Origin of the sequence: Chryseobacterium metallicongregator (genome assembly GCF_031324065.1) — a bacterium.
In the GTDB taxonomy this organism is placed as follows: Bacteria; Bacteroidota; Bacteroidia; order Flavobacteriales; family Weeksellaceae; genus Chryseobacterium; species Chryseobacterium metallicongregator.
This window is the reverse complement of record NZ_JAVIXS010000009.1, coordinates 29,271-52,285: the sequence shown is the minus strand read 5'-3', so window position 1 is coordinate 52,285 and position 23,015 is coordinate 29,271. Positions and strand designations below refer to the sequence as shown.

The 23,015-nt window shown below is 36.4% G+C and carries 25 protein-coding genes; 4 read left to right on the top strand and 21 right to left on the bottom strand.

Annotated elements, in window-relative coordinates:
• Positions 1-6: 6 nt before the first annotated feature.
• Positions 7-1,260: an alpha/beta hydrolase gene (locus tag REB14_RS12580; protein WP_309522348.1), complete on the top strand. Its 1,254-nt coding sequence runs from the start codon at positions 7-9 to the stop codon at positions 1,258-1,260.
• Positions 1,261-1,312: 52 nt separating this feature from the next.
• Here REB14_RS12580 and REB14_RS12575 read toward each other — a convergent pair whose 3' ends face one another.
• From REB14_RS12575 to REB14_RS12525, 11 genes are all read right to left on the bottom strand, one after another.
• Entirely contained in the window at positions 1,313-2,485 is a 1,173-nt protein-coding gene (locus tag REB14_RS12575) for a DUF2062 domain-containing protein (RefSeq protein WP_309522347.1), read from the bottom strand.
• Between the two features lie 4 nt (positions 2,486-2,489).
• Complete coding sequence (locus tag REB14_RS12570; protein WP_309522346.1) at positions 2,490-2,966, bottom strand: hypothetical protein; 477 nt, start codon at positions 2,964-2,966, stop codon at positions 2,490-2,492.
• A complete protein-coding gene (locus tag REB14_RS12565) occupies positions 2,963-3,343 on the bottom strand; it encodes an ApeI family dehydratase (protein WP_079243437.1) in 381 nt (126 codons plus the stop codon). The genes REB14_RS12570 and REB14_RS12565 overlap by 4 nt, the downstream gene beginning before the upstream one ends.
• An 82-nt stretch (positions 3,344-3,425) precedes the next feature.
• Entirely contained in the window at positions 3,426-4,061 is a 636-nt protein-coding gene (lolB2, locus tag REB14_RS12560) for a flexirubin biosynthesis protein LolB2 (RefSeq protein WP_309522345.1), read from the bottom strand.
• Positions 4,027-4,653, bottom strand: coding sequence for a flexirubin biosynthesis/transport protein LolA2 (gene lolA2 / locus REB14_RS12555; RefSeq protein WP_309522344.1), 627 nt, complete (start codon positions 4,651-4,653; stop codon positions 4,027-4,029). The genes lolB2 and lolA2 overlap by 35 nt, the downstream gene beginning before the upstream one ends.
• Positions 4,646-5,401 carry a polysaccharide deacetylase family protein gene (locus REB14_RS12550; protein WP_309522343.1) on the bottom strand — a complete coding sequence of 252 codons (756 nt, stop codon included), beginning with the start codon at positions 5,399-5,401 and terminating at the stop codon, positions 4,646-4,648. Before REB14_RS12550 ends, lolA2 begins: the two co-directional genes overlap by 8 nt.
• A 152-nt stretch (positions 5,402-5,553) precedes the next feature.
• The gene (locus REB14_RS12545; protein ID WP_309522342.1) at positions 5,554-6,615 is read right to left on the bottom strand and encodes a beta-ketoacyl synthase N-terminal-like domain-containing protein; all 1,062 of its coding nucleotides are present in this window, start codon (positions 6,613-6,615) and stop codon (positions 5,554-5,556) included.
• A complete protein-coding gene (locus REB14_RS12540; RefSeq protein WP_309522341.1) occupies positions 6,612-7,811 on the bottom strand; it encodes a beta-ketoacyl-[acyl-carrier-protein] synthase family protein in 1,200 nt (399 codons plus the stop codon). The genes REB14_RS12545 and REB14_RS12540 overlap by 4 nt, the downstream gene beginning before the upstream one ends.
• An 80-nt stretch (positions 7,812-7,891) precedes the next feature.
• Positions 7,892-8,149, bottom strand: a complete 258-nt coding sequence (locus REB14_RS12535; RefSeq protein WP_034692439.1) for a phosphopantetheine-binding protein — start codon at positions 8,147-8,149, stop codon at positions 7,892-7,894.
• Between the two features lie 75 nt (positions 8,150-8,224).
• Positions 8,225-8,764 (bottom strand): 3-oxoacyl-ACP synthase, encoded by a 540-nt coding sequence (locus REB14_RS12530; protein ID WP_309522340.1) that lies wholly within the window; start codon positions 8,762-8,764, stop codon positions 8,225-8,227.
• A 14-nt stretch (positions 8,765-8,778) separates the two neighbouring features.
• Positions 8,779-9,150 carry a helix-turn-helix domain-containing protein gene (locus tag REB14_RS12525; protein ID WP_309522339.1) on the bottom strand — a complete coding sequence of 124 codons (372 nt, stop codon included), beginning with the start codon at positions 9,148-9,150 and terminating at the stop codon, positions 8,779-8,781.
• 167 nt (positions 9,151-9,317) lie between these two features.
• Between REB14_RS12525 and REB14_RS12520 the strand changes: the two genes are divergently transcribed.
• Positions 9,318-10,721 carry a hypothetical protein gene (locus REB14_RS12520; RefSeq protein ID WP_309522338.1) on the top strand — a complete coding sequence of 468 codons (1,404 nt, stop codon included), beginning with the start codon at positions 9,318-9,320 and terminating at the stop codon, positions 10,719-10,721.
• A gap of 22 nt (positions 10,722-10,743) precedes the next feature.
• Positions 10,744-11,244, top strand: a complete 501-nt coding sequence (locus tag REB14_RS12515) for a hypothetical protein (RefSeq protein ID WP_156121371.1) — start codon at positions 10,744-10,746, stop codon at positions 11,242-11,244.
• A gap of 58 nt (positions 11,245-11,302) precedes the next feature.
• Here the strand turns inward: REB14_RS12515 and REB14_RS12510 are convergent, their stop codons facing one another.
• From REB14_RS12510 to DarG, 6 genes are read right to left on the bottom strand one after another with little or no spacing between them, the layout of a single operon-like run.
• The gene (locus tag REB14_RS12510) at positions 11,303-12,451 is read right to left on the bottom strand and encodes a beta-ketoacyl synthase N-terminal-like domain-containing protein (RefSeq protein ID WP_309522337.1); all 1,149 of its coding nucleotides are present in this window, start codon (positions 12,449-12,451) and stop codon (positions 11,303-11,305) included.
• Positions 12,448-12,876 carry an acyl-CoA thioesterase gene (locus tag REB14_RS12505; RefSeq protein ID WP_309522336.1) on the bottom strand — a complete coding sequence of 143 codons (429 nt, stop codon included), beginning with the start codon at positions 12,874-12,876 and terminating at the stop codon, positions 12,448-12,450. The genes REB14_RS12510 and REB14_RS12505 overlap by 4 nt, the downstream gene beginning before the upstream one ends.
• The gene (locus REB14_RS12500) at positions 12,866-14,134 is read right to left on the bottom strand and encodes an ABC transporter permease (RefSeq protein ID WP_079243429.1); all 1,269 of its coding nucleotides are present in this window, start codon (positions 14,132-14,134) and stop codon (positions 12,866-12,868) included. The genes REB14_RS12505 and REB14_RS12500 overlap by 11 nt, the downstream gene beginning before the upstream one ends.
• Complete coding sequence (locus tag REB14_RS12495; RefSeq protein WP_079243428.1) at positions 14,121-14,879, bottom strand: ABC transporter ATP-binding protein; 759 nt, start codon at positions 14,877-14,879, stop codon at positions 14,121-14,123. Before REB14_RS12495 ends, REB14_RS12500 begins: the two co-directional genes overlap by 14 nt.
• A gap of 1 nt (position 14,880) precedes the next feature.
• Positions 14,881-15,876: a BtrH-related acyltransferase DarH gene (darH, locus tag REB14_RS12490; protein ID WP_079244002.1), complete on the bottom strand. Its 996-nt coding sequence runs from the start codon at positions 15,874-15,876 to the stop codon at positions 14,881-14,883.
• 60 nt (positions 15,877-15,936) lie between these two features.
• Positions 15,937-16,341, bottom strand: a complete 405-nt coding sequence (gene DarG / locus REB14_RS12485) for a flexirubin biosynthesis protein DarG (RefSeq protein ID WP_129040648.1) — start codon at positions 16,339-16,341, stop codon at positions 15,937-15,939.
• A gap of 359 nt (positions 16,342-16,700) precedes the next feature.
• Between DarG and REB14_RS12480 the strand changes: the two genes are divergently transcribed.
• Positions 16,701-19,613, top strand: a complete 2,913-nt coding sequence (locus REB14_RS12480; RefSeq protein WP_309522335.1) for a M16 family metallopeptidase — start codon at positions 16,701-16,703, stop codon at positions 19,611-19,613.
• Positions 19,614-20,074: 461 nt separating this feature from the next.
• Here REB14_RS12480 and REB14_RS12475 read toward each other — a convergent pair whose 3' ends face one another.
• Genes REB14_RS12475 through REB14_RS12460 form a run of 4 tightly spaced genes read right to left on the bottom strand, consistent with a single transcriptional unit; the run spans position 20,075 to position 23,012 of the window.
• A complete protein-coding gene (locus tag REB14_RS12475) occupies positions 20,075-20,518 on the bottom strand; it encodes a hotdog family protein (protein WP_079243425.1) in 444 nt (147 codons plus the stop codon).
• Between the two features lie 7 nt (positions 20,519-20,525).
• Positions 20,526-20,957 carry a hotdog family protein gene (locus tag REB14_RS12470; protein WP_079243424.1) on the bottom strand — a complete coding sequence of 144 codons (432 nt, stop codon included), beginning with the start codon at positions 20,955-20,957 and terminating at the stop codon, positions 20,526-20,528.
• On the bottom strand, positions 20,957-22,096 hold the full coding sequence (gene darB / locus REB14_RS12465) for a dialkylresorcinol biosynthesis protein DarB (protein WP_079243423.1): 1,140 nt from the start codon (positions 22,094-22,096) through the stop codon (positions 20,957-20,959). Before darB ends, REB14_RS12470 begins: the two co-directional genes overlap by 1 nt.
• Before the next feature lies 1 nt (position 22,097).
• Positions 22,098-23,012 (bottom strand): hypothetical protein, encoded by a 915-nt coding sequence (locus REB14_RS12460; RefSeq protein ID WP_079243422.1) that lies wholly within the window; start codon positions 23,010-23,012, stop codon positions 22,098-22,100.
• Positions 23,013-23,015 lie beyond the last annotated feature (3 nt).

Sequence of the window (23,015 nt, the reverse complement as noted above, 5' to 3'; positions counted from 1 at the left end):
TTGATTATGAAAAAACTTTTAACCCTATTCTTTTCCGTATCTGCTATTTTATTCTTTTCTCAGGATAGAAAAGAGATCGGAAATACTTTCATTAAAGCTTTGCTAGTAGATAAAAATGCGGAAAAAGCACACTCTTATTTTGATTCTTCCGTGGCAGGACAAATTCCGGTAGATCAGCTTAAAGCTATACCGGAACAGCTTCAGAGCCAGGTTGGAGGATTGAAAAATATCCTTGAAGTAAATAATGAAGGAAACACCTATTATTACTATTCCGAATTTGAAAAAACAAAACTTGATATTCAAATTACTTTCGGAGAAAATAATAAAATGCTGGGTTTCTTTTTAGTCCCGCATAAAACATTTGAAAAACCCGATGAGAAAACCACACTTAAAATAAAAAGTGATGGAATTGAACTGAATGGAACTTTATTGCTTCCTCCTTCCAACAATAAAAAGAAACTGGTTATTTTCGTTCATGGATCAGGAGCACATGACAGAGACGAAACCATTGGGGAAAATAAGCCGTTTAAAGATATTGCAGAATATCTTTTAGCCAACGGAATTGCTTCTTACCGATATGATAAAAGAACCTATTCCTACCCTGAAACATTTAATGAAAAATCTACTGTAGAACAGGAAACCATCAATGATGCTGTAAACGCAGCTCTTTATTTTAAAAATAATGCTGATTACAAAGGATATCAGATTATCATTCTTGGGCATAGCCAGGGAGCGTATATGATGCCAAAAATTGCAGAAAAGGCTCAGGTTTCAAAATATGTTTTTATGGCTGGAAATGCAAGACCATTACAGGATTTATTAGTGGAACAGTATGATTATTTTCATGCTATAGATCCAACTAAAGTTCCTGCAGAGGCGGTTCAGGAAGTAAAAAAGCAAGTAGCATTTTTAAATTCATCTAAATTTAAGCTAAGTTCACCCTCGTCAGAGCTTCCTTTGGGACAATCTGCACCCTATTGGAAATATATAAAGGATTACAATCAGCTTAATGAGGTTAAAAAAGTAAAAGCTCCCATGTTTTTTGCACAAGGGGGAAGAGATTATCAGGTAACTGAGAAAGACTTTAACCTTTGGAAAGAAACATTGAAAAATGATAAGACAGCCGTATTTAAGTTTTATCCTGCATTAAGTCACTTATTTATTTCCGGTACCGGAAAACCATCTCCAAAAGATTACGAAACAAAAGGCAAGGTAGATGAGCAGTTTTTGAAAGACCTTACCCAATTTATTTTGAAATAGTTGAAAATATATATTCAATTTTGATAAGCCTGGAACATTGTTCCGGGCTTTTTTAATTATTTTCCGGGCTTACTTTATTCAAAAATAAAAAAGCAGTTATTCCTGAAAGAGCAGAAAGGGTAGTACTTAATATAAAACTGCCAATAACATATTGCAGCAGGTTGTTTTTAATCAATTCAAAATTTAAATCCTGACTTAATAGATCACTGTCACCACTTACAAAAGGGGCACCCAGAAACAGGGAAGCCGCTATAATAAAAGGAATAAAAGGAGGAAGACTCACATTGGACGCTACAAATGCAAGTACTTTATTAAGTTTAAAAAGTACAGATAAACTGATTACCAAAAGAGTCTGAAATCCCCAGAAAGGTGAAAGTCCTATAAACACTCCCAGTGCTATAGAAAATGCTTTCGTACGGTTACTTCCGTCACTTTCTAAGACATCTTCCTGTATGAATCTTTTAAAGCTTTTTTTTTTGAAATTATTCACGAAATTTCTCGGAATAATATAAAGCAGGGTAATCGTCACCAAAATCGTATTCAGAATACTGATTCTGGTGAAATCTTTGAAGGGTCTGAAATGCGAAACCCGCTCTGCAGGATCATATAAAACCTTGATCGGAACATTCTTTACCGGAACATGCCTCCATGCAGTTCTTACAATAATTTCGATTTCGAATTCAAACTTTGGAGTAAAGTATTTTTTTGGAATTTTATGCAAAGGATAAAGCCTGTAACCGGACTGTGTATCTTCCAGCCTGATACCGGTTTCAAACCAGAACCAGAAATTGGAAAAACGGTTTCCGAAGCTGCTTTTCTTAGGAATACCATCCTGAGACATATTTCTGTTCCCGATCAGGAGAACATCTTCTTTTTCCTGAAGAAGAGCTTCTACAAATACCGGAATATCATCCGGATAATGCTGTCCATCCGAATCAATCGTGATGGCGTAATCATAGCCTGACTTCTTAGCTGCTCTGAAGCCTGTTTTAAGACCATTTCCTTTTCCTTTGTTCTCCGGAAGGGAAATAACCGTAATCTGAGGATATTGAGAAAGAATCTGTACCGTAGAATCTGTGGAACCATCATTGACCACGATAATGCTTTCGGTGTAGTCCAGAACGCCGTCAATAACCCTCTTCAGGGTTTTTTCATTATTGTAGGTAGGTATTAAAACACATATCTTCTTTTCGGAAATAGCGTCTTGTACTTCAGCAAGCAACATTTTTTTATTTTAAAGTGGCTCTTTCAGCCTCTGTCATGGTTTTAGATTGCATTGCAAACCTTTTGATATAGCTTTTTAATGCTGTATTCTGTTTGCTGTAATTGTTCAACAGGAAAGCTTTATCATCCTTCAAACTTCCACGATATCCTACAATTTTCGGAATATTTTCCTGAACGCTCATTCTGATCAGACGTAATTCCGCATTATTAGGATTGTTTTTGATAACAGCTTCAAGGCTTGTAGCTCCTGTTTTTACCAGTGATTTTCTGTTACTTTTAGCAATTTTTGCTTCCATAATCTTTGCTGCTGCCTTGTATCCTACAGTGACTGCATCAGAACCGGATTGTTTGTCCGCTGTTTCAATGAAGTTTTGTGTATTAGTATTAGATTCATTGGCTTTAGCATAGCTGTTTCTCAATGCTTCAAGATCAGACTGAAAGAAAAAAGCAAATGCTGCAAAGAATGATAAGATTAGTTTCATGATGGTAATTTTTTATAGCTTACAGACAATTTCAATGCAATAGTCTCGCCAAAAGAAGTCGTGTTTTTTACTTTAACATCTTCTTCATTTTCAGCAATATCCAGTTGAAGTACCAGATCAGGTGTTTCAAAAGGATTGATAATCGCCATGAACTTTACATTGGAAGCTGTTTTCAGAAATAACTTTGAACCTGTAAATTCCTCAGTCAGTTCCTTAATAATTTGCATCATACAAACACCGGGAGTTACCGGATTTCCAGGAAAATGTCCTTTAAAAATCTCGTGGTCTTTATTAAGGTTGATATGAGCGGTAAACTTTCCGTCTTCTGTCTTATCGTATGAGGTTAATGTGTAAAAGTCTGTAAGAATGGTTTGCATGATCTTATTTTTTAAGATTAAATGTACAATACAATCTGATCTGAAAAGAACTCAAATATTGTACAATTTTTCCTGTTGGAACTTATTCTGTTTCGGTTATTTGAACTAGTTTTATATTGATCTTAAAGTCTTTGTGCTGTAGATTTAAGCTATCCGCGAAGATATGCTTTTTTGCATCAAAAGTAAAATTGATTTTTTCCTTGTTATTTTTCGTGTAAATGATCTGTTTCAATAAATTGTTTTCTTTACTGAAGAATAAGTAATACCTTTTATTCTCAATTTTAGAAAGATAAATTTTCGCATTTTCATTCTCAAAACTTTCGCTTACCGGATATTGTTTTTTCAGAAGCTGCTGAAAATCATTCTTCAGGAAATTGATCACGATTTTTTTATCCAGATCAGGAAGTACATAATTCAGTTTAAAATTCTTATCAGAAACCTCAAAATCAATCAATTTATTTCCAAAATCTGATGTTAAAGCAACACGATGGGTTGTTTCATTCAATTTCTTAATGATCAGAATTCCGCTCACATGGTTTTTATAAATGTCCATCTGGCATTTGTATACATAATCTTCGGTGGAAGAAAAGTATAAATTTTCAACCATCTTTTCAGAAGAAGAGACAGGTTTTGCTTCTGTTAACTGATACGTCTTACAGGAAACAACCAGGATTAGAATCAGACTATAAAGAAAACTCTGACGCAGGAATGGAAGCATTGATCTTTGTATTTTTGAAAACAATATTCGTAGTATCTCCGGAAGCTTCAGTCATATTCACCTGGGAAACTGTCGATTGGTTCTTGGGGAAATACAGCTCAATCTGCTTGATATATTTCAACAGCTGCGAAGTCTTAGGAATAAACTTAGCTACATTGTAATTTCCGTTCTTAAAATAGGTTACCGTAAATTCCGGATCATTGAACATGGTTCCGTTTGAGCTTCCCACAATCAGTTTATTGATTTTTTCAAATGTTTTGCTCTTTGCATCTACAGAAGATTTTTTCCCCTGATCATTGATGAAGATTTTATTGCTTTTAAAAACAATGCTGTACTGATAGGGTTTCGTATACTTCCAGCTCAGCATATTGGGTGTCTGCAAAGACATTTTCCCATAGGTAACAATGCTTTTATCCAGGAAATCCATTTTTTTGGTCTGGGTAAAATCACTCTGCAGCGTTTTAATTTCTTTCGTTTCTGAAGAAACCTTCGATACAAATGTTTTGGCTTCAGCTCCTGACATTGCGGTGTTTTGTGCAAAAAAGAAACCGGAAACCAGTAAGAATGCTCCGAAAGCAATATTTTTAATCATTTCTATTTGAATTTATCACTGTATCAACAGTAAAGGTTGAATATTTTTTATCCTTCAAAAATACTAATAAATTGGTCAGAACCCGAAAGGTCTTTTCCGAAGTGTCATGAAGGAGGATAATACTTCCTTTTTTCAGTCCTTTGGTTACCCGGCTGTAGATTTTATTTTCATCATCAATAATGGTATCCAATGACCGGACATTCCACCCGATGCTCTTTTTATTTGTCTTTTTGATTGCTTTTGCAATATTGGGATTTGTCACTCCAAAAGGTGGTCTGTAAAGATTGGTTTGGATATTTCCCACATTTTTCATGATTTTATCACACTTTTCAATCTCCTCAATCATCTTTGAAGTGGATAAAAATCCGGTAGAATTAGAATGTGATAAGGTATGATTACCAATTGTATGCCCTTCTGCAATGATTCTCTGAAATGTTTCAGGATATTTATCAATCTGTTTCCCGATACAGAAAAAGGTTGCCCTTATCTGATGCTCTTTAAGCAGGTCCAAAAACTTTGGAGTAAATTCGGTGGGGCCGTCATCAAACGTAAGAGCCACTTCTTTAATTCTGGTGCGTTTATGAGTAAGGCTGTTGACAAAATATCCCAGTTCAATATCAAAAGAACCCCAAACTACAATTGCAGAAAAAGCAAAAAAACAAAACAGGTATACCCAAAAACTTCCGTGAAACGCATAGATAAAAACGTTACAGAAAAGATAGAACAGGATGAAGGGATAATGTTTCATTGCTGATTGCTTTTTATTGTTAAACTTCCTGAATTTATACCCATTTTGTCATTCTGAGTGTAGCGAAGCGAAATGAAGGATCTATCATATAAAAGCACAGATTCTTCCTTCGTGAGAATGACAGCAGCACTTTTTTTAATGCTTCTCTTTCATTAAGCTTTTTCCAGTAACACCAAACTATGATCATCACCTCCCAGATGATTGTAAAGAAGTATATTTTTCACGTTCTCTTTTTTCACAGAATTGATCAGCATCATTTCCGGAATCTGCTGTTCTTTTAGAATATGACAGGCTATGAAAGTTGAGAATCCGCTTGCCGTGTTGAATTCTCCACTTAAATGTTTATAGTACAGCTGTGCGGAATCCGGAAAGATATCCATTGTTTTTTTATAATACATATCTGATTGTGCATCTCCACTGAATCCTAAAATAACCCCATCAATATCATGAGTGGAAAGATTGTTTTGAACCAAGAAATTCTGGATGAAATTCTTTACTTCACTCAATTCAACCTTATTGCTGATTTGGATATTCTTAAGTTTTGCATAGGAGTTTTCAGTCTTATCTTTTCCCAGAACAAAAAAGCTGGCTCCTTCACCCCAGATTACTCCGTTGGTATTGGAATTCAAATAATCAGCAGGAACATCTGGTTCTTTTTTGATTGTGTTATTCAGGCAATAAAGTTCCATGGTTCTGTCCGTCTGCTCATCTGTAGAACCTACCAGAACATTTTCTGCTTCTCCGTCATTGATCTGAAGCTGGGCGTCCAATAATGAAAACTCCAGGGAAGACGAAGTATTTACATAGGTGAAGTTGTAAGCATGGCATTGTAATCCCAGTGCGATTTGTCCTGCTACCGTGTTGTGGGTAGACTGGATAAAAAAGGTAGGTGTAAGGAACTCTTCATGATTATCAATCACATTTTTCAGAAACTTTTCAGAGTCCTGGGAGCAACCCATTCCTGTTCCTACAATAATAGCGTCAGGTTTTTCAATTCCTGCTTCTTTTAATGCATAATGTGATGCGACGGAGCTCATTTTAACCGTTTTGGACATTCTTCTGATCATGGCTGGTGGAATGAACTCTTTGTAATTGGGTTCTATCGCTTTAATGATGTTTGAAGAATTTCCAGGAGTAAGGTTCTGAAGAATATTTTCGTTTAAAGTGTCCTGAACTGAGATACAGGATGCACTGTTGATGTATACTGCACTCATGATTTTGAGAAAATTAAGGTAGAACAGTTTCCTCCAAATCCAAATGAGTTAGAAAGTACATTATCAATGTTTTTCTCTTTCAGTTCGGTAACAGGAGTAAGGTCGAACTCTTCCATTTTTGTTTTGAAATTCAGGTTCGGGAAAATCACACTGTTTTGCATGGCTAGAATTGAAAATACGGCTTCAATTCCTGCAGCAGCAGCTAAAGTATGTCCTGTAAATGCTTTTGTAGAGCTGAATTCAGGTACCTGATTTTCACCGAAAATTCTGATCATGGCAATTCCCTCAGATAAATCGTTATTGGGAGTAGCCGTTCCGTGAACGTTGATATAATCTATATTTTCTTTTTCCAATCCGGAGACTTTCAGGGCTTGCTGCATGGCTAGAAATGCACCCTGTCCGTTGTCTGACGATGCAGTCTGATGGTGTGCATCATTAGCATTTCCATATCCGGAAAGATAAGCGAGAACCTTTTTGTTTTCTTTTTTGACCATTTCTTCAGATTCAAGGACTAAGAAAGCCGCAGCTTCCCCAAGATTCAGCCCTTTTCTGTCGTTGTCAAAAGGAGTATTGTAAGAATCTGTAAGAATCATCAGCGTATTGAAACCATTCAAAGTAAATTTTGAAAGAGAATCTGTTCCTCCGACAATCACACGATCCAAAACTCCGTTTTTAATCAGTTTAGCGCCCATCATAATGGCATTGGCTGCTGATGAACAGGCTGTACTGATGGTAGAAACAATGCCTTTTAATCCCAGATAACCGGCAATAGCCAATGAAGAATTTCCGGCATCATGGGCGTCAATATATTTTTGCTTTTCAGGAAAGTCTTCGTAAGAGTAGAAGTATTTTTCAGTGATATCCATTCCTCCTACACTGGTAGAAGAGATCAGTCCGGTTCTGTACCCATTGATATCTGAAATTCCTGCACTTTCTACAGCTTCTTTTGCAGCAATCATTCCTAATAAAGAAGTTCTTGTCACATTATTGTCTTCATCAAGCTGAAGTTTTTCTACAAGTTCTTCGTTGGATAATTTTATTTCACCCGTTTTAATGGCTCCTGTATGACGGGTTTCAAACATTTCGATATCTGAAATTCCATGTTTTCCGGATTGTAATGAAATAAAATTTTCCTCCACATTGTTACCGATGGAGGAAATGATGCCCATTCCCGTTATGGCAATTTTTTGACTCATGGTATTAAATCATAAAACAGTGCAGCAATGTGATGGTTGTTCAATAATTGTCACATTGCTATACTGTTAGATTGTTGTATTTATTTTGTTCTGTTATCCTCGATGAATTTTGCCATCGTATCGATAGACTGGAAAATCTCTTTTCCTTTTTTAGGATCAGCTAACTTTATTCCATAGTCTTTATCCAAAAGAACGATCAATTCCAAAGCATCGATAGAATCTAATCCTAATCCTCCTCCGAACAATGGATCAGTATCTTTGATTTCTTCTACAGATACGTCTTCAAGATTAAGAACTTCAATAATTTTGTGTTTCAATTCTGTTTTTAAGTTTTCCATAATTAAGTTGGTTTATCAGTGCTTCGGCATATCATAAAGATCATTACATCATTGCACTGTTATATTGTTACATTTTTATAAGGTTAGCAAATATACAAAAGCTTTATAATTTTCCTGATACAATTCTACCCAGCCACACAATACTTTATCAGCCTTCCCGGAGAGCAGGATTTGTTCAGAATAATCGTTTAAAAAATTTTCATCAAATTCATCTAAAACAAAAAAAGCATTTTCGGTCTGCATTTTGTGCTTAATGCTGATTTCGCCTACACAGATGTTGGGTAGAGTATAGACAAAAACGGCAGGACTCGGATAAAAGTTATCCTGATCGTTGATACTTTCCTGATATTTGAAATCTGTGTCCAGACTGGAAGATCTGTTGGCAAAAACAATAGCTGTTCTGTTGTGATCATCATCTTTCAGAATGGTTTCAGCGGAAAGAAAAGCCAGTTTACTCAAATGATCCATTTTATGAAATTTAGGATAGCTGAGATCTAAACTTTTATAAGCTTCTTTGGCAAATTCCTGAAAGGTTTCGGCAGGGCTTTCAAAAATAAGATTTCCGTCAACGGTTATTTTTGAATGTTCTATGGTGCAGGTGTTTGTTTTCTTCATTAATGGTATTTCCATTATTTCTTCAGCAGGCTTTCTATTAATTTATTTTGAGATTCAATGAGTTTCGAAATCTGCTCCTGATTTTTTAGAATACTTTCAATAAGTTCAGGCGATTGCATATTGATAGTTGATTCAGCAGAAACAACATAAGAAGTGCCCTCAAAATTTGCATTTGGAAAATTAATAGTAGATATATTTTCTAATAACTCATAGATGTCTGTTTCAAAAACCTCTGCAATTTTTCCCAGCTTATCTATATTGGGTTTTGTCTGATCTGTTTCCCATTTGTTATAAGGCGGTTGTGAAATATCTAATCGGTAAGCAGCATCAGCCTGTGACCAGTTTTTATCTTGTCTTAGCTGTTTTAGTTTGGTTCCTAAGCTCATGGAGGTATTTTTTACAAATATAAAATAATTTGAAATGATAACTGTTGGTTATTGATTTTATAACCAACAGTTGTTGTACAGATATTAAATTCTAAATAATATTGCATCTGTTATCACATCAATGTGATAAAAAAGTTTATATTTAACACATTAAAAAACAAATGTCTATGAAAAAAACTATTTTCCAGCTTTGCTTTCTTCTTGCCATTCTGTCTACCTTATGGTGTTGCCGGAATGAAGAATTCTCTACAGAAGATTCTGCTCAGCAACGCTCTTATAATTCTTCAGCCAGATTTTCATCAAAAAGTTTCTGGAAGGAAGACGAAGTGTACATCAGTAAAGTACATCAGGTATTTATGAAAGTAGCCAATATGGAACACGTAAAAAGCAAATATGGTGATCTGTATTGGGATTATGCCATGACTTTCGGCCAGTTTGGAGAAAGTTATCTTTTGGTACCTGTAGTAAAAGACAACAGAGTGGTTTTGCTGATGGAAGCTGTAAGAGAAGGAAATAAAGTCTATTTCTTTGAAAAAGATGACAAAAGAATAATTGATTTTTTCCATGCCGTTATCTTTTCCAATATCACCGATTATGGGGAGAAAACAGATTCTCAAACCTCAACTTCGTCAAGAAACACACCCGTTTTTCAGTGCAGTACCAGATGGATTACCATAGGATGTACTGATAAAGACCCTAATTGCACCCCGTATACAACGTCAGAAACAATTTGCAAGTGGGTACCTGGTACAACCCCCAAAACATTTGATCCTATAGGAATGGATGACGGAGGAGGAGGAGGTGATGGTTATGAGTACCCGGATCCACCGGAAATGGACGATCCTTGTAAGAAAGCAGAAAGCTCAATGACGAGTGCCAATACTATTTTAAAAAATAGTGAAGTAAAACAAAAAATGGATGTAGCTTTAAAAGGAAAAATTCAGGCTCCTAATGAATGGGCGGTAGCGATAGGTCAGAAGCCTAATGGTGAGTATGAAATAACACCACCTGTAGAACAAAATATTTCTAATGGAACCATTCCCAGTGCTCAGTTAACAAGTCCCTATATTGGTGATGGGCATTCTCACTCTGGCGATAGAGGTAATCCTTCGGGAGGAGATTTATATAATATGATTACTTCCCTTGCTGGTAACCCTGCCCTTAAATATCGTTTTGTGTATGGCAATTCTGGCGAAGGAACTGCGGAGACCTATGCCTTAGTCATTAATAATGCTTCTTTGGCTCAGCAATTTCTTAGCCAATACCCAAAAGATGAAAATTATAATTCTCAAGATCATTCAATTAAAGAAAAAAGTATGTTGGGAATAGAATTTTATAAGGCCGACGTATATTATCAATCTGGGGCATCTGAAAATAGTTCGGGAGAAGATTATGATAGTAGGGCTGTTGCAATGGCTTATATTTTGGATAAATTTAATGCGGGTATTAGTATTGCTAAAGCGGATGCGAATGGAAATCTTAAAAAGATAAATGCAGAGGTAACACAAATAACAGTGCCGTACAGCGGTGGTAAAATTAAAGATGGTGTGAAAGTATCAAAATGTCCATAATTTAATTATTAAAAAAAATAATATGAAATCTATCTTTTTAAAAAGTTTATTTGTAATAAATATATTTTTAATGTATAACTGCAATGCTCAGCATGCGTCTGTAAATGAATATATTGCATTTTATAATGGAGTTGTTCCAAAATTGAATTCTGTTGCCGCTAATAAAACACAGTTTTATGGGCATAATTTCTCTGAATTTTATAATGAATTATTAAGTAAAAATGTAAGTATTGTAAATTTAGGGTATGGCGGCAAAACAGATACTGGTATAAAATATTATAAACTAAGATTGTTTTTTTGTGATTCTAATATGGATAAGCCCGCATTGGACAATAAATTTCAAATTCCCTGGATAACAATTACCTTTCAGGATGAAATTCCTTCTCAAATTAAAAGTATGGTACTGCAATATCATGGAGAATGGAATAACACTTTTGTCCAATTTTTTTCTAATATGAAAATAGAAAGTATAGAGTTTATCGGTGTTAACGGTTATAACAGCAATGATTGGTCTGGGAAATAATTCGTTTTCCAGGAGAGAATAAAGATATATATGCCCTTCAGAATTGAAGGGCATAATTTTAACATTTTTCAAGTACAACGGCCGCGTTACATCCTCCAAAACCAGAAGCGGTCTTTAGAATATATTTAATTTCTGTAGTTTGATTTTCTTTGATGATATTCAAAGGCTGGGTTACTCCCATTTCTTCAAAATTCTTTGAGGGAAGCAAAGTGTTGTGAAGAGCACTTTCCATAGAAATAATGCTTTCCAAAAGCCCGGATGCACCCAGGCAATGTCCGTAATATCCTTTCATACTGTTGAGAGGAATATGCTGAAGATCCATTCTGTTGAAGGCAATGGCTTCCATTTCATCGTTATATAAAGTAGCTGTTCCATGAGCAGAAATAAAATTAATTTGCTCAGGAGAAACCTTAGCTTCAGTCATGGCATTTTTGATACTGGCATATAGACCATCTCCCGTTCTTGATGGACCGGAAATGTGATTGGCATCATTGACAGCAGAGTCTCCCAGAACCTTGAATCTGAATTTTTCGTTTCCCGTTGGGGCTGAAGTGACATAAGCAGCCGCAGCCGCTTCACCAATGTTGATGCCGTCTCTGTTTTTATCATAAGGTTGGCAAGGTCCGGAGCCAATCGCCTGAAATGAGTTGAATCCTGAAATAACAAATTCAGAAAGCTCATCACCGGCAATCACAAAAGCATCTTTATATTTTCCTGCCTGAATCATATTTTTAGCAACAGAAATCGCCATTACCCCTGAAACGCAGGCATTGGAAACAATGATCGGTTTGGTTTTAAATCCAAAGAAATCAGCAATTTTTTCGGCTAATTTTGATAAATAAACACCTTCCGGTAATTCGGACTGATTTTTTAACAGGCTGATATTTCCTTTTGTGGTGGAAAGGATGAAAGCGGTGTCTTCTGATATAGTATTTTTTTCAACAAGTGGCTGTAAGCTTAAAAGAAGCATCTTTTCCAGTCTTGTGAAATTAGGAATGTCATTCTGAGCGGAGTCGAAGAATCTGTTGAATTCTTCATTCAGTTTATCAGAATCAATCATAGAAGCGTAAAAAGCATCCTGATTACCTATGATTTTATGCAAAGCGACTCCCGATTTTCCTTCCAAAAGAGCGTTCCAGTTGGAATCAACATTGAAACCTAGCGTAGTTACACAATTGTAGTCTGTGATATAAATTTCCTTACTCATGATAATCCCATTTTATTTTTCCAGTTTTGAAAAAACTCCGGATTGTACAGGCATAAGCTTCCGTTACTATCCAGAAATACCTGAATGGTTTCTCCACTGCATACCAATTGGTCTTCCTGATTGAAAAGCTCATATCTGTAAATAAGTTTGGCAGAAACAGAATTGATAAAAGTTGTCACAATTCTGAATGTTTCTCCATATTTTAAAGGAAGAAAATGTTCACAGGTACTTTTTACGATAGGCGTTACATATCCTGCATTCTGAATATCCAGATAGGTAAGACCGTGCAGACGTCCGAAAGCTTCTCTTCCGTCTTCAAAATACACGATATAATGTCCATGCCAGACAATTCCCAATGGATCTGTTTCATTGAAGCGTACTCTTACTTCTTCAGTACAGGTTAATATATTTTCTTTAGACTGCATTTTGTTTTTTTTCGTAAAAAATAGAAATAGCTACAGTGGCAATATAGAATAAGAAAAGGAAAACCAGTTCTTTGGCAATTCCGCCAATTCCGCTGTTTCTTAAAATAATATCATAATAGGCATTCAGTCCCCAGTTCATAGGAGAGAATTTGGCTACGGTCTGCATGAATTCCGGCATTAAAAATACAGGAACCCAGATTCCTCCAATAGCCGCCAAAACAACCACAGAGGTTGCTCCGAATGGTGCAGACTGTTCCTGTGTATCAGCAATAGTTCCTAATAAAACTCCAAATCCAATAGCTGCCAATCCTGCAAACAGTGTTACTGTCACAAGCTGGAACATTTTTCCGGATACATCAAAAGCTGGAAGGTCCATATAGGGGAAAAGGTAAATTCCTACTGCAACCATCAGTAAAAACTGAATAAGACAGATGATAAGATACGTAAATGTTTTTCCTAAAATATGTACAAAATAAGGCGTAGGGCTTATTCGTGCTCTTACACTTGTGCCCTGGCTTTTTTCTTTTACCAGGTTGATGGATAAAGGGACTACAATAAAGAAGATGGCAAAAAGTGTCCATGCAGGAACATTATGCTGAACGGAATTCGGCATCACGTCCATTTCTCCTTTCTTGGGAGTAATTTCTTTAAAGCTGATCAGATTTTTATTTTCGTCAAGATTTTCCGTAGTTCCCAGCTGATCCTGAAATGCTTTGTAGATCTTTTTATTTTCAATTTCAAAAACCATTTTATTCACAGAATTCATCACAGAGTTCTTGAATCCGGCATTGGTAGCAGGGTCGAAATACAGATGGATTTCTTTAGCTTTTGGCGCAGCTGTTTTTACTTTTGCAGAATCTCCTTCCAGCCCGAATGAACTTACAATGGTCTGAACTTTAGAATCAATATTGGAATTTAAATCTTTCGTTAAATTTTCCGGAATGACAATCGCCATCTGATAATCTCCTGAAAAAACTGCATCCTGAGCCGATTTTTCATTGAAGTTAGTCAGCAATTGGAATGTTTTGCTGTTTTCCAGTTCTGCTTTTATATTTTTTGAAACCTCAGATTTATCCTGATCAATAAAAATAATAGGAATCTTTGAACCTTCAAGGTTTTTAAAGGTAGAATCCTGAATAAGGGTAATGGTTACAATCAAAAGCAAAGGCATCACAAAGATGATGACAATTCCTCCGATATCTCTTTTCAACAGAAGAATTTCCTTAATGAAACTTCTCCACAGTTTATACAACAACATCTCTTAATTCTTTTCCGGTTAATGAAATGAAAACGTCTTCCAGGTTTTCGGCATTGGCAATCTGTGAAACAAGTTCTTCCGGTGTTCCTACCGCATGAATTTTTCCATGATCGATGATGGCAATTTTTGTACAGAACTCTTCTGCTTCCGAAAGGTGATGGGAAGTATAAATAATGCAGGTTCCCTGTTTGTTTAAATCTAAAAGATAGTCAATAATTGCTTTTTTGGACTGAACATCCACACCTACTGTCGGTTCATCCAGAAAGAGAACTTTAGGATTGTGAAGAGTGCCGGCGATGAGGTTGCAGCGGCGTTTCATCCCTCCTGAAAACTGTCCTACCTGCTTGTTAGCAAATTTTGAAAGTCCCATGATTTCCAGAGATTCGTCAATTGCTTTTTTAAGCTCATTATGCTTTAAACCATACAGGCTTCCAAAAAACATCAGGTTTTCTTTTGCAGTAAGCGTTGGGTATAAAGCATATTCCTGAGGAACAATTCCGATAATCTGTCTGATTTTGAAACCATCCTTTTGCGGAGACAAATCATTGATGGTAAATTGTCCGGAAGTAGGTTTTATCAATCCTGAAAGCATGGAAATCAATGTAGTTTTCCCAGCTCCATTGGGACCAAGAATTCCATAGATTTCATTTTTGCTGATGCTCAAAGAAATATCATTTACAGAAAACTCATCAGAATTTTTGTATTTCTTGTATAAGTTTTTGATCTCAATCATATTTTCTGCCATATCAGATCGCTTTTCTTAGTTTTTTATAGAAAGCTTCTTCCAGATCTGCAATGTGCAGCATCGTTTTTGAAAGTTCGTTATAGATATTGCTTTTTGAGTTTCTGTTTTTATAAACACGGGCAATATCCACGGCAAAGTCTCTCCAAAGGTCACCAATAGACGTAATTTCTTTTGATAATTCTTTAAGCTCATCGTTTTTAAGAATAACTGCTGCTTCCTGAAGAAATGCACCATAGATAAATCTGAAGCCTCCGCCTCCGGTTCCAATTTCTTCCTGCATCCTGATCAATTGTCCCAAATAATGGTTGGTCACTTTTGTCCCTTTCTTTTCTGCCCATTTCGGGATGCTCTTTGCTACCCATCTCATAGCTTTTACGCCAATAAGGGGTACGGGTGCCAGCATATTTTTACAGGTATCCTTGATCCCTTTTTTAATGGCTTCTTCAAGATTTACATTTTCCGGGACATAAACAGGGTAGTACATATGCCCTTTAGGAGGAAGTGCTCCTTTGGCATATCTTACTTTTTCCAGTTCTGCTTCGGAAAGGGAAGTGGTATAATCCATTACCGGATCACTGATCAGGAATTTTCCGTCTTCTTTTCCGTACACCACAAGGTTGTGGGCATTGAAGTGGAATTTGTATTCTTCGGGGAAATAGGTAAGGTTGAAAACGCCCACCTGAAGTCCTGTAGGAATATTTTGTTCCAGATTTCTTTCAAGAGCTTTTTGGGCATCCTGCGGATTTGAGAATTTTTCTCTTTTGATTTTAATTCCTAATCTTTTGGCTGCTTTACTGAAAATAGCACCCGGCATCGGACGATAGCTGAAGCCCGGAGCAAAATTCACCTTTAAAAAAGGAAGGTAGACAAAAAACAGTCCGGAACCGATCCCGAAGATCATGGGTTCGCTTAGTTTAAGTCCTTTATTAAGCAGTAGATTAGAAGCAACACCGTTTTCGCAATGCGCAGTCTGATGGTGTTCAAAGTTTAATTTCATTTGCTGATTGTATCTTTTCATTGGTCAAATGAAACGAGCATTGTTTCTTGCCCATTTCATTTATTTTCCGTTGAAGTTTTTTAATTCATCCACTGAAATACCGAATGCATCGGCATATTTTTTCAATGCATTTTCGCTTAGTGTTTTAAATACTTTGGGTTTAAAATGTCTTTTCACCCTCCATTGCCACATTCCTACATAAGAAGCAAGGACTCCCAGATCCATTTTGTTCAGTTCCATATAATAAGCAATAGGGCTTGCTATATTGTTGGCTACATTTTGCTTCGCTTCCTCAATTCTCTCGTAAATAAGTTCCATAGATTCGTCCAGAGCAGCTTTCTTGGCGTCCCAGCCTGTACTGTTTGCTGTCGTGTAGTTGTCGTTCTCATCCGTCACATACAGAACTTCAGTCATGTTGGCGGATTTCAGGTTACTTTCGTCTTGAGGCAGGTCTTGTTTTTTCATCTAAATAATGTTCATTTTTTTAGATTTCAGGTGAAATAGGGTTCACCTGTTTCTGATTCTTTTAATCAGGTGGCTAAAATAGTGAAAATACATTATATGTAAATCATATTAAATCTGAGGGAGTTATTACAGTGAAATAGAGACGGTATCATCAATAAACTTCCAAAATTGTAATATAAACCATTTTTTATTTTTCCCTGTTGGGAAGGTTCCTTTTAACTAATCTTCTATAAAAGAATCTTAAAAGAATCCTTTAAGCTTATTGTTTCTGCTTGTAACAGTTCTTTTGTAACAAGTGTTTATATAAATAAGACTAATGGGTGGAAATTTGGATTGAAAAATAATATTAAATAACTACTATGAAAAAGATTTTTATTTCGGTTTCGCTTTTCTGTATGATCAGCGCAATGGCACAAAAATTTGAGACTCAAAAGCAGACTGATGCTCAAGGGTATTCTTATGAAACGGTAAAGAATGACCAGGCCGGAGTGCGTGTCTATACACTGAAAAACGGTTTGAAGGTTTATCTGGCAAAAAATGATGATGCTCCGAGAATCCAGACTTACATTCCGGTAAGAACAGGATCAAATAATGACCCGAGTGATAACACCGGATTAGCTCACTACCTGGAACATATGGTTTTCAAAGGAACTTCGCATCTGGGAACTCAGGACTGGGCAAAAGAAAAAGTTTTGCTACAGCAGATCTCTGATCTTTATGAGCAGCATAAAGCAGAAAAAGATCCTGAAAAAAAGAAAGAACTTTATAAAAAGATTGACGAAGTTTCTCAGGAAGCCTCCAAATATGCTATCGCTAACGAATATGATAAAGCAATTTCTTCATTAGGAGCTACAGGAACGAATGCTCATACATCCCTGGATGAAACGGTTTATAAAAACAATATTCCTTCCAACGAATTGGAAAAATGGCTAAGAGTAGAGAAAGAACGTTTTTCAGAACTGGTGCTACGTCTTTTTCACACTGAGCTTGAAGCGGTATATGAGGAGTATAACAGAGCACAGGATAATGACAGCCGTCTTGTATTCTATTCATTGATGCAGGCTCTTTTCCCAAAACACCCGAACGGGCAGCAGACAACAATCGGAACTTCAGAACATTTGAAGAGCCCTTCTATGGAAGCGATCCACAAGTATTTTGACACCTATTATGTGCCTAATAACATGGCCGTAGTATTGGTTGGAGATCTGGATTATGACAAAACTATAAAATTAGTTGACCAGTATTTCGGAGCGTTCAAATACAAAGAGCTTCCGATGAAAAAGATGGTTACGGAAGAACCAATGACCAGCATTGTTACCAGAACCGTAAAAAGTCCTACAACGCCAAGAATGACCATTGCATGGAGAACAGATTCTTATGGAACTCAGGAAGCAAGACTTGCAGACGTAGTATCTGAAATCTTAAGCAACAGAGGAGATGCCGGATTAATTGACCTTAATATCAACCAGAAGCAAAAAACGCTTGGAGCAGGAGCGTATGAATCACCTTACAAAATGTACGGAACCTTCGGACTGGTAGTAACTCCTAAAGAAGGACAAAGCTTTGATGAAGCTAAAAAACTGCTGATGGATCAGCTGGATCTTGTGAAAAAAGGACAGTTCCCGGACTGGATACTGAAAGCTATCGTAAATGATAAAAAAGTTCAGCGTATGAAGAGCTGGGAAACAGCTGACGGATTAGCTACTGAGTTGTATGATTCTTATATCAATGTAAGAACATGGGAACAGGAGCTTGATGAGATCAATCAGTATGATAAGATCACAAAAGCTGACGTAGTGAAGTTTGCCAACGATTTCTTTAAAGATAATTATGTTGTTATTTATAAAGAAAAAGGAGTGAATGATAAGCTAGTACGTGTACAGAACCCTGGAATTACCCCGATTAAACTGAACAGAGAAGCCCAGTCTCCTTTCCTTAAAGATATTCTGAATACAAAAGTGCCGGAAAGTAAGCCTGAATTTATTGATTTTAAAACAGCAATTCAGACTTCAAAGATCAAAGATAAGACGGTAAGCTTTGTGAAGAACAAATATAATGAGGTGGCTCAGATCAGTTATGTTTTCCCTTTCGGAACAGATAATGACAAGGAACTCGCTGTTGCAGGAACTCTTTTTGAATATCTTGGAACGGATAAGTATACTCCGGAGCAGCTGAAAGAAGAATTTTTTAAACTGGGAGTAAGCTATAGCCTGAGAACTTCCAACGATCAAATGATCATTACACTGAGTGGTCTTGAAAGTAATATGAAGAAAGCTGCAGAGCTGATGAACCACTGGATGACGAATGTAAAAGCTGATAAAGCGGTTTATGCTCAAACGGTAAAAACAATCTTGGAATCAAGAGCTACAGCCAAGAAAGACAAAGTGAGAATTATGGCAGCACTTTCAAACTATGCTAAATATGGTAAAAACTCAAGAATGACAGACGTCGTTTCGAAAGAACGTCTTGAGAGCATTGATGCCGTAGAACTAATGAAGAAAGTGAAAACGCTGAACCAGTATCCTTATCAGGTGCTTCTTTACGGACAGGATCAGGCAGGTTTGGAAAAAGCGGTGAAGCCATTTATCATCAATACAAGCCTTCAGCCAGCACAGGCAAAAGAGTATGCTGAACCGGCTACTGAAGGAAAGGTATACTTCACAAATTATGACATGGTACAGATGGAAATGTCAAAAGTAGCAAAAGCCAGCACCGTAAACCTTGGTAACTTCGGGAAAGCAAATGTTTTCAATGAATACTTCGGAAGAGGATTGTCTTCTATCGTTTTCCAGGAGATCAGAGAAAGTAAGTCATTGGCTTACACAGCCTATGTTTCTTATGGAAATGCTTCAGAAAAGGGGAAAGCAAACTATGTGACGAACTACATCGGAACACAGTCCAACAAGCTTCCTTTAGCTGTAAATGCAATGAATGAATTAATGGTATCTTTACCACAAATCCCTGCCCAGTTCGAGAATGCAAGAGGTTCTGCCTTAAAACAGATTGCTTCTAACAGAATCAACAGAACAAATATTTTCTTCAATCAGTTAGCATTGAAAAAATTAGGGGTTGACTATGATATCAGAAAAGATATTTACGCTGAGATTCAAGGGCTGACATTACCACAGCTTACAGGATTCTACAACACTGAAGTAAAACCTGTAAAATACAATACAGCCATCATTGGTAAGAAAGAAAACCTGAATATGGAATCTATCAACAAAATGGGAGAATTCCAGGAAGTATCTCTGGAAGAGATCTTCGGATACTAATCCTTTTGTTTAAAATAATGATAAAAGCAGGACAGAAATGTTCTGCTTTTTTTGTTGTTTAAAACTCTTTCTTCCTGACCATCAGAGTTTCACGGATTTATAAAATGTTTCACGTGAAATAATTCATCTACTGATGAGGTTTTTAAGTCTGTAATATGTTGTTTATCAGTTGTTTTGGAAGTTTGTGATGAATATCTAAATAAACAAAAAACGGACGTTTTTATGTAAGGTTTTTATAATTAGTTCAATAGGAGTGGGTTATGATTCTGAGCATAACCTGAAAGGTTACGAACGTCAGTTCACGGAGGATCTCAAATGGCTTTAGCCAAAACTTTTTATTTTAAACACAAAGATCACAAATGAATTTCACAAATATTCACAAATCCATTTAAGGTTACTCTTTAGAATGAAAAAAGCTGTACAAAATGCACAGCTTTTTATATTCTATGTTGAATTGATCTTTACGACTTTACTTCCTGAATAAACAGGTTGATCTCCGCTCTGATCAATAATTCATCATTATTAAATGTTTCACAGAAAATGTGGCAGATATTCTCAAACTGTGAAATAAGTGAAGCTTTGGAAATAATTTTGTCATTCACTTTTGGAAGAGCAAAAATCTCAATCTTCTTGATATTGGTAATGAACCCGATCACTTTAGTATCGGCTTCAGGATTTTCAAAGAAGCTTTGCCCCAGAATAGATGAACAGGTTTGAGCCAGATTTTCGATTAAACCGGCCTCTGCGAATTCATTGTTGTGAACGAATATATTATCTTCTTTGATTTCAAAGGAAGTTACTACTTTTTCTTTGGTCAGCTCCAGAATGTAGTCTGCCATCAACATCGGTTCACGATGCGGTAAAAAGTTGTGTATATTGATGATATTCTCTTCCTTTATTTCCATTTCCAGTTTATTTTACAGCGGTTTTCATTTGAGATTTTGCAATCACTTCACCGTTCAGTTTGGTAACGATATCCACGAGGGTTACTCCCATTACTTCATTCAGAATGGTTACCTCAGATTTCAGCTGATCTCCTACTTTAGGTAGTATTTCGGCTTCAAAAGACTTGATAGCTCCAATATATCCTGTAGGTGCATCTTTCCCCAGCAGATAATATTTGTATCCTGTATGCAGAGCAACGCTTTGTGCCTGGTGCTCAATCAAACCGGAAGCCTGAAATAATCCGTCCTGGATGAAAAGGTTATCTTCTTTTATTTCAAAGCCAGACAGAAGATGATTCTCAGAATATTCTGACAATTCATGCACCATCACAAAAGGAAACCTTTGCGGGATAAGATTTTCTACAAAATCTTTATCGGATGTTGGCAGTCTGTGTTCCATTAGCAAACGGTTAATAGAGCACATGAGTAAGCGAATCTTCCACTTTCAGGAACGCAAAGAAGTACTTTTTCTCCTTTTTTCAATGTTCCGGAGTTCATCAGCTCTTCAAGGGCGATAAATATAGATCCTGCACCGATGTTTCCAACTTCAGAAAGGTTGTAGAACCATTTTTCTGCAGGGAAGTCCATTCCTTTTTTAGCAAATTCTTCTTTCAGCCCATCTTTAAAGTATCCTGAAGAGATATGAGCCAATACGTGGTCAATTTTTTCCGGATCCAGATTATGTTTGTCAAAAGATGATCTTAGACTTTCAGCTCCTTTAACAAGGATGTATTTATCAAGGATTTTAGTATCCTGTTTGATGGCAAAAATAGATTGCTTCAACCATTCGTCAGAAGGATAGTCTGCCCATGATTTCAGGGTTCCGTCTTCCAGCTTGTCACATCCTGCATACATACATGCCTCAATTTCGTGGGCATAAGAATAGAAATCAATGAATTCTACTTTTAAGGAAGTACTGTTTTCTCTCGGTTTATTTTCCAAAAGGAAAGCTCCGGCTCCATCAGAAAGCATCCATCTCAGGAATTCTCTTTTGAAAGCAATGATAGGTCTTTCTTCCAGTAATTTTAAATTTTCAGCTTCGTGGTTGAATTTATCTGCAGTCATCCATGCAGACATTCTTTCAGAACCTGCACATACTGCGTTGTCCTGTACACCGGCTTTTACAGAAAGAAATCCATAGTTGAGCGCATTCATTCCTGAGTTGCAAAGCCCTGTTGAAGTATTAATTTCAATAGATTTTCCGATGTTCAGTTCACCATGTACCATAGAAGCGTGAGAAGGCTGGATCTGATCCGGTGAAGTAGTTCCTACAGATAGTAATTTCATATCTTCCTTTTTGAAATTTTCGTCAAAAAGTCCTTCAATTGCTTTGGCAGTAAGCTGCGCATTAGAGTGTGTAGGGTTTCCTTCTTTGTCTAAGGCGTAGTATCTTGTCGTGATTTTATTATTTCTTAGGATAAGTGATTTTGCTTTAGATGGCGCATCATTGATAAGCCCAAGATAAGTCTCCATTTCATCATTCGCTACCGGCTCATTGGGTAAGTATTTTGATGCTTTTGTTATAAATACGTCGTACATTCTATTTTAAATTAATTCCTTGTAAATATCTTTTTTGTTTTTGTCTTTTAAACCAAAATATAGGGGTTGTAAGCAGGTGTAAAACCAAAACGACAGGTGAGATAATCCATATCGCTGCCATCAAATATACCTTAAAGAATTTTATCAGCAATGGACGTTTCTCTTTTTTCTTGATAATCAGGTTAGACCATACTGTAAAAATTTTGTTTCCTACCTTTTCTACGCGCACTAAAAACGCACGGATTTCAATCGCTCCGTTTTTCACAAGATCTGGTTGTAAACTGCTAAGGTCATTATTATTAAAATGTCTTTCAATAATCTCGCCATACTTTACAGAACCTGTGATTTCTTCATCGGAAACTCCTGCAGCAGGAAGCATTCCTGATTTTTCTTTCTGACCTGTGGTGAGCCATCGAAGAATTGTCAATACGCTGGTGTAATTGTCGTGCCTGTCTACCAGTGCAATATTCCCTACAAGCTTAGCCTGTAAATCTCTTAAGTATACTTTTAATTTTTCCTGGGAAAGCATCCACATATTTCTGGTTCCTGAGATCGTAACCACAGGAGTATCTTTAAGGATTTGTTTTGCATAATCACTCTTTAAGAAAGAAATAATAGGAATGGATGGTGTGAGATACCATACCTGATACCCGAATAGGATAAGGTCGTACTTTTTTTTAAGAATTTCTTCTGAAGGAGGAAGAATTTCTTTTGGAATCTGCAGATAAGATTCAGGAAAAGTGTTGAAAAAGACATCGCCTGGCCAGGGAAAAGGAAAATCTTCTTTTAGCTGAATGTTGTAATACGTAACATCATAAGCCTCCTTTTTAGCTTCAAAAGGTTGGGCTATATTTCTCACGATATCTTCGAGTTGTCCGGTTTGTGAATAATATATGACAAGTATATTTTTCTTCATTAG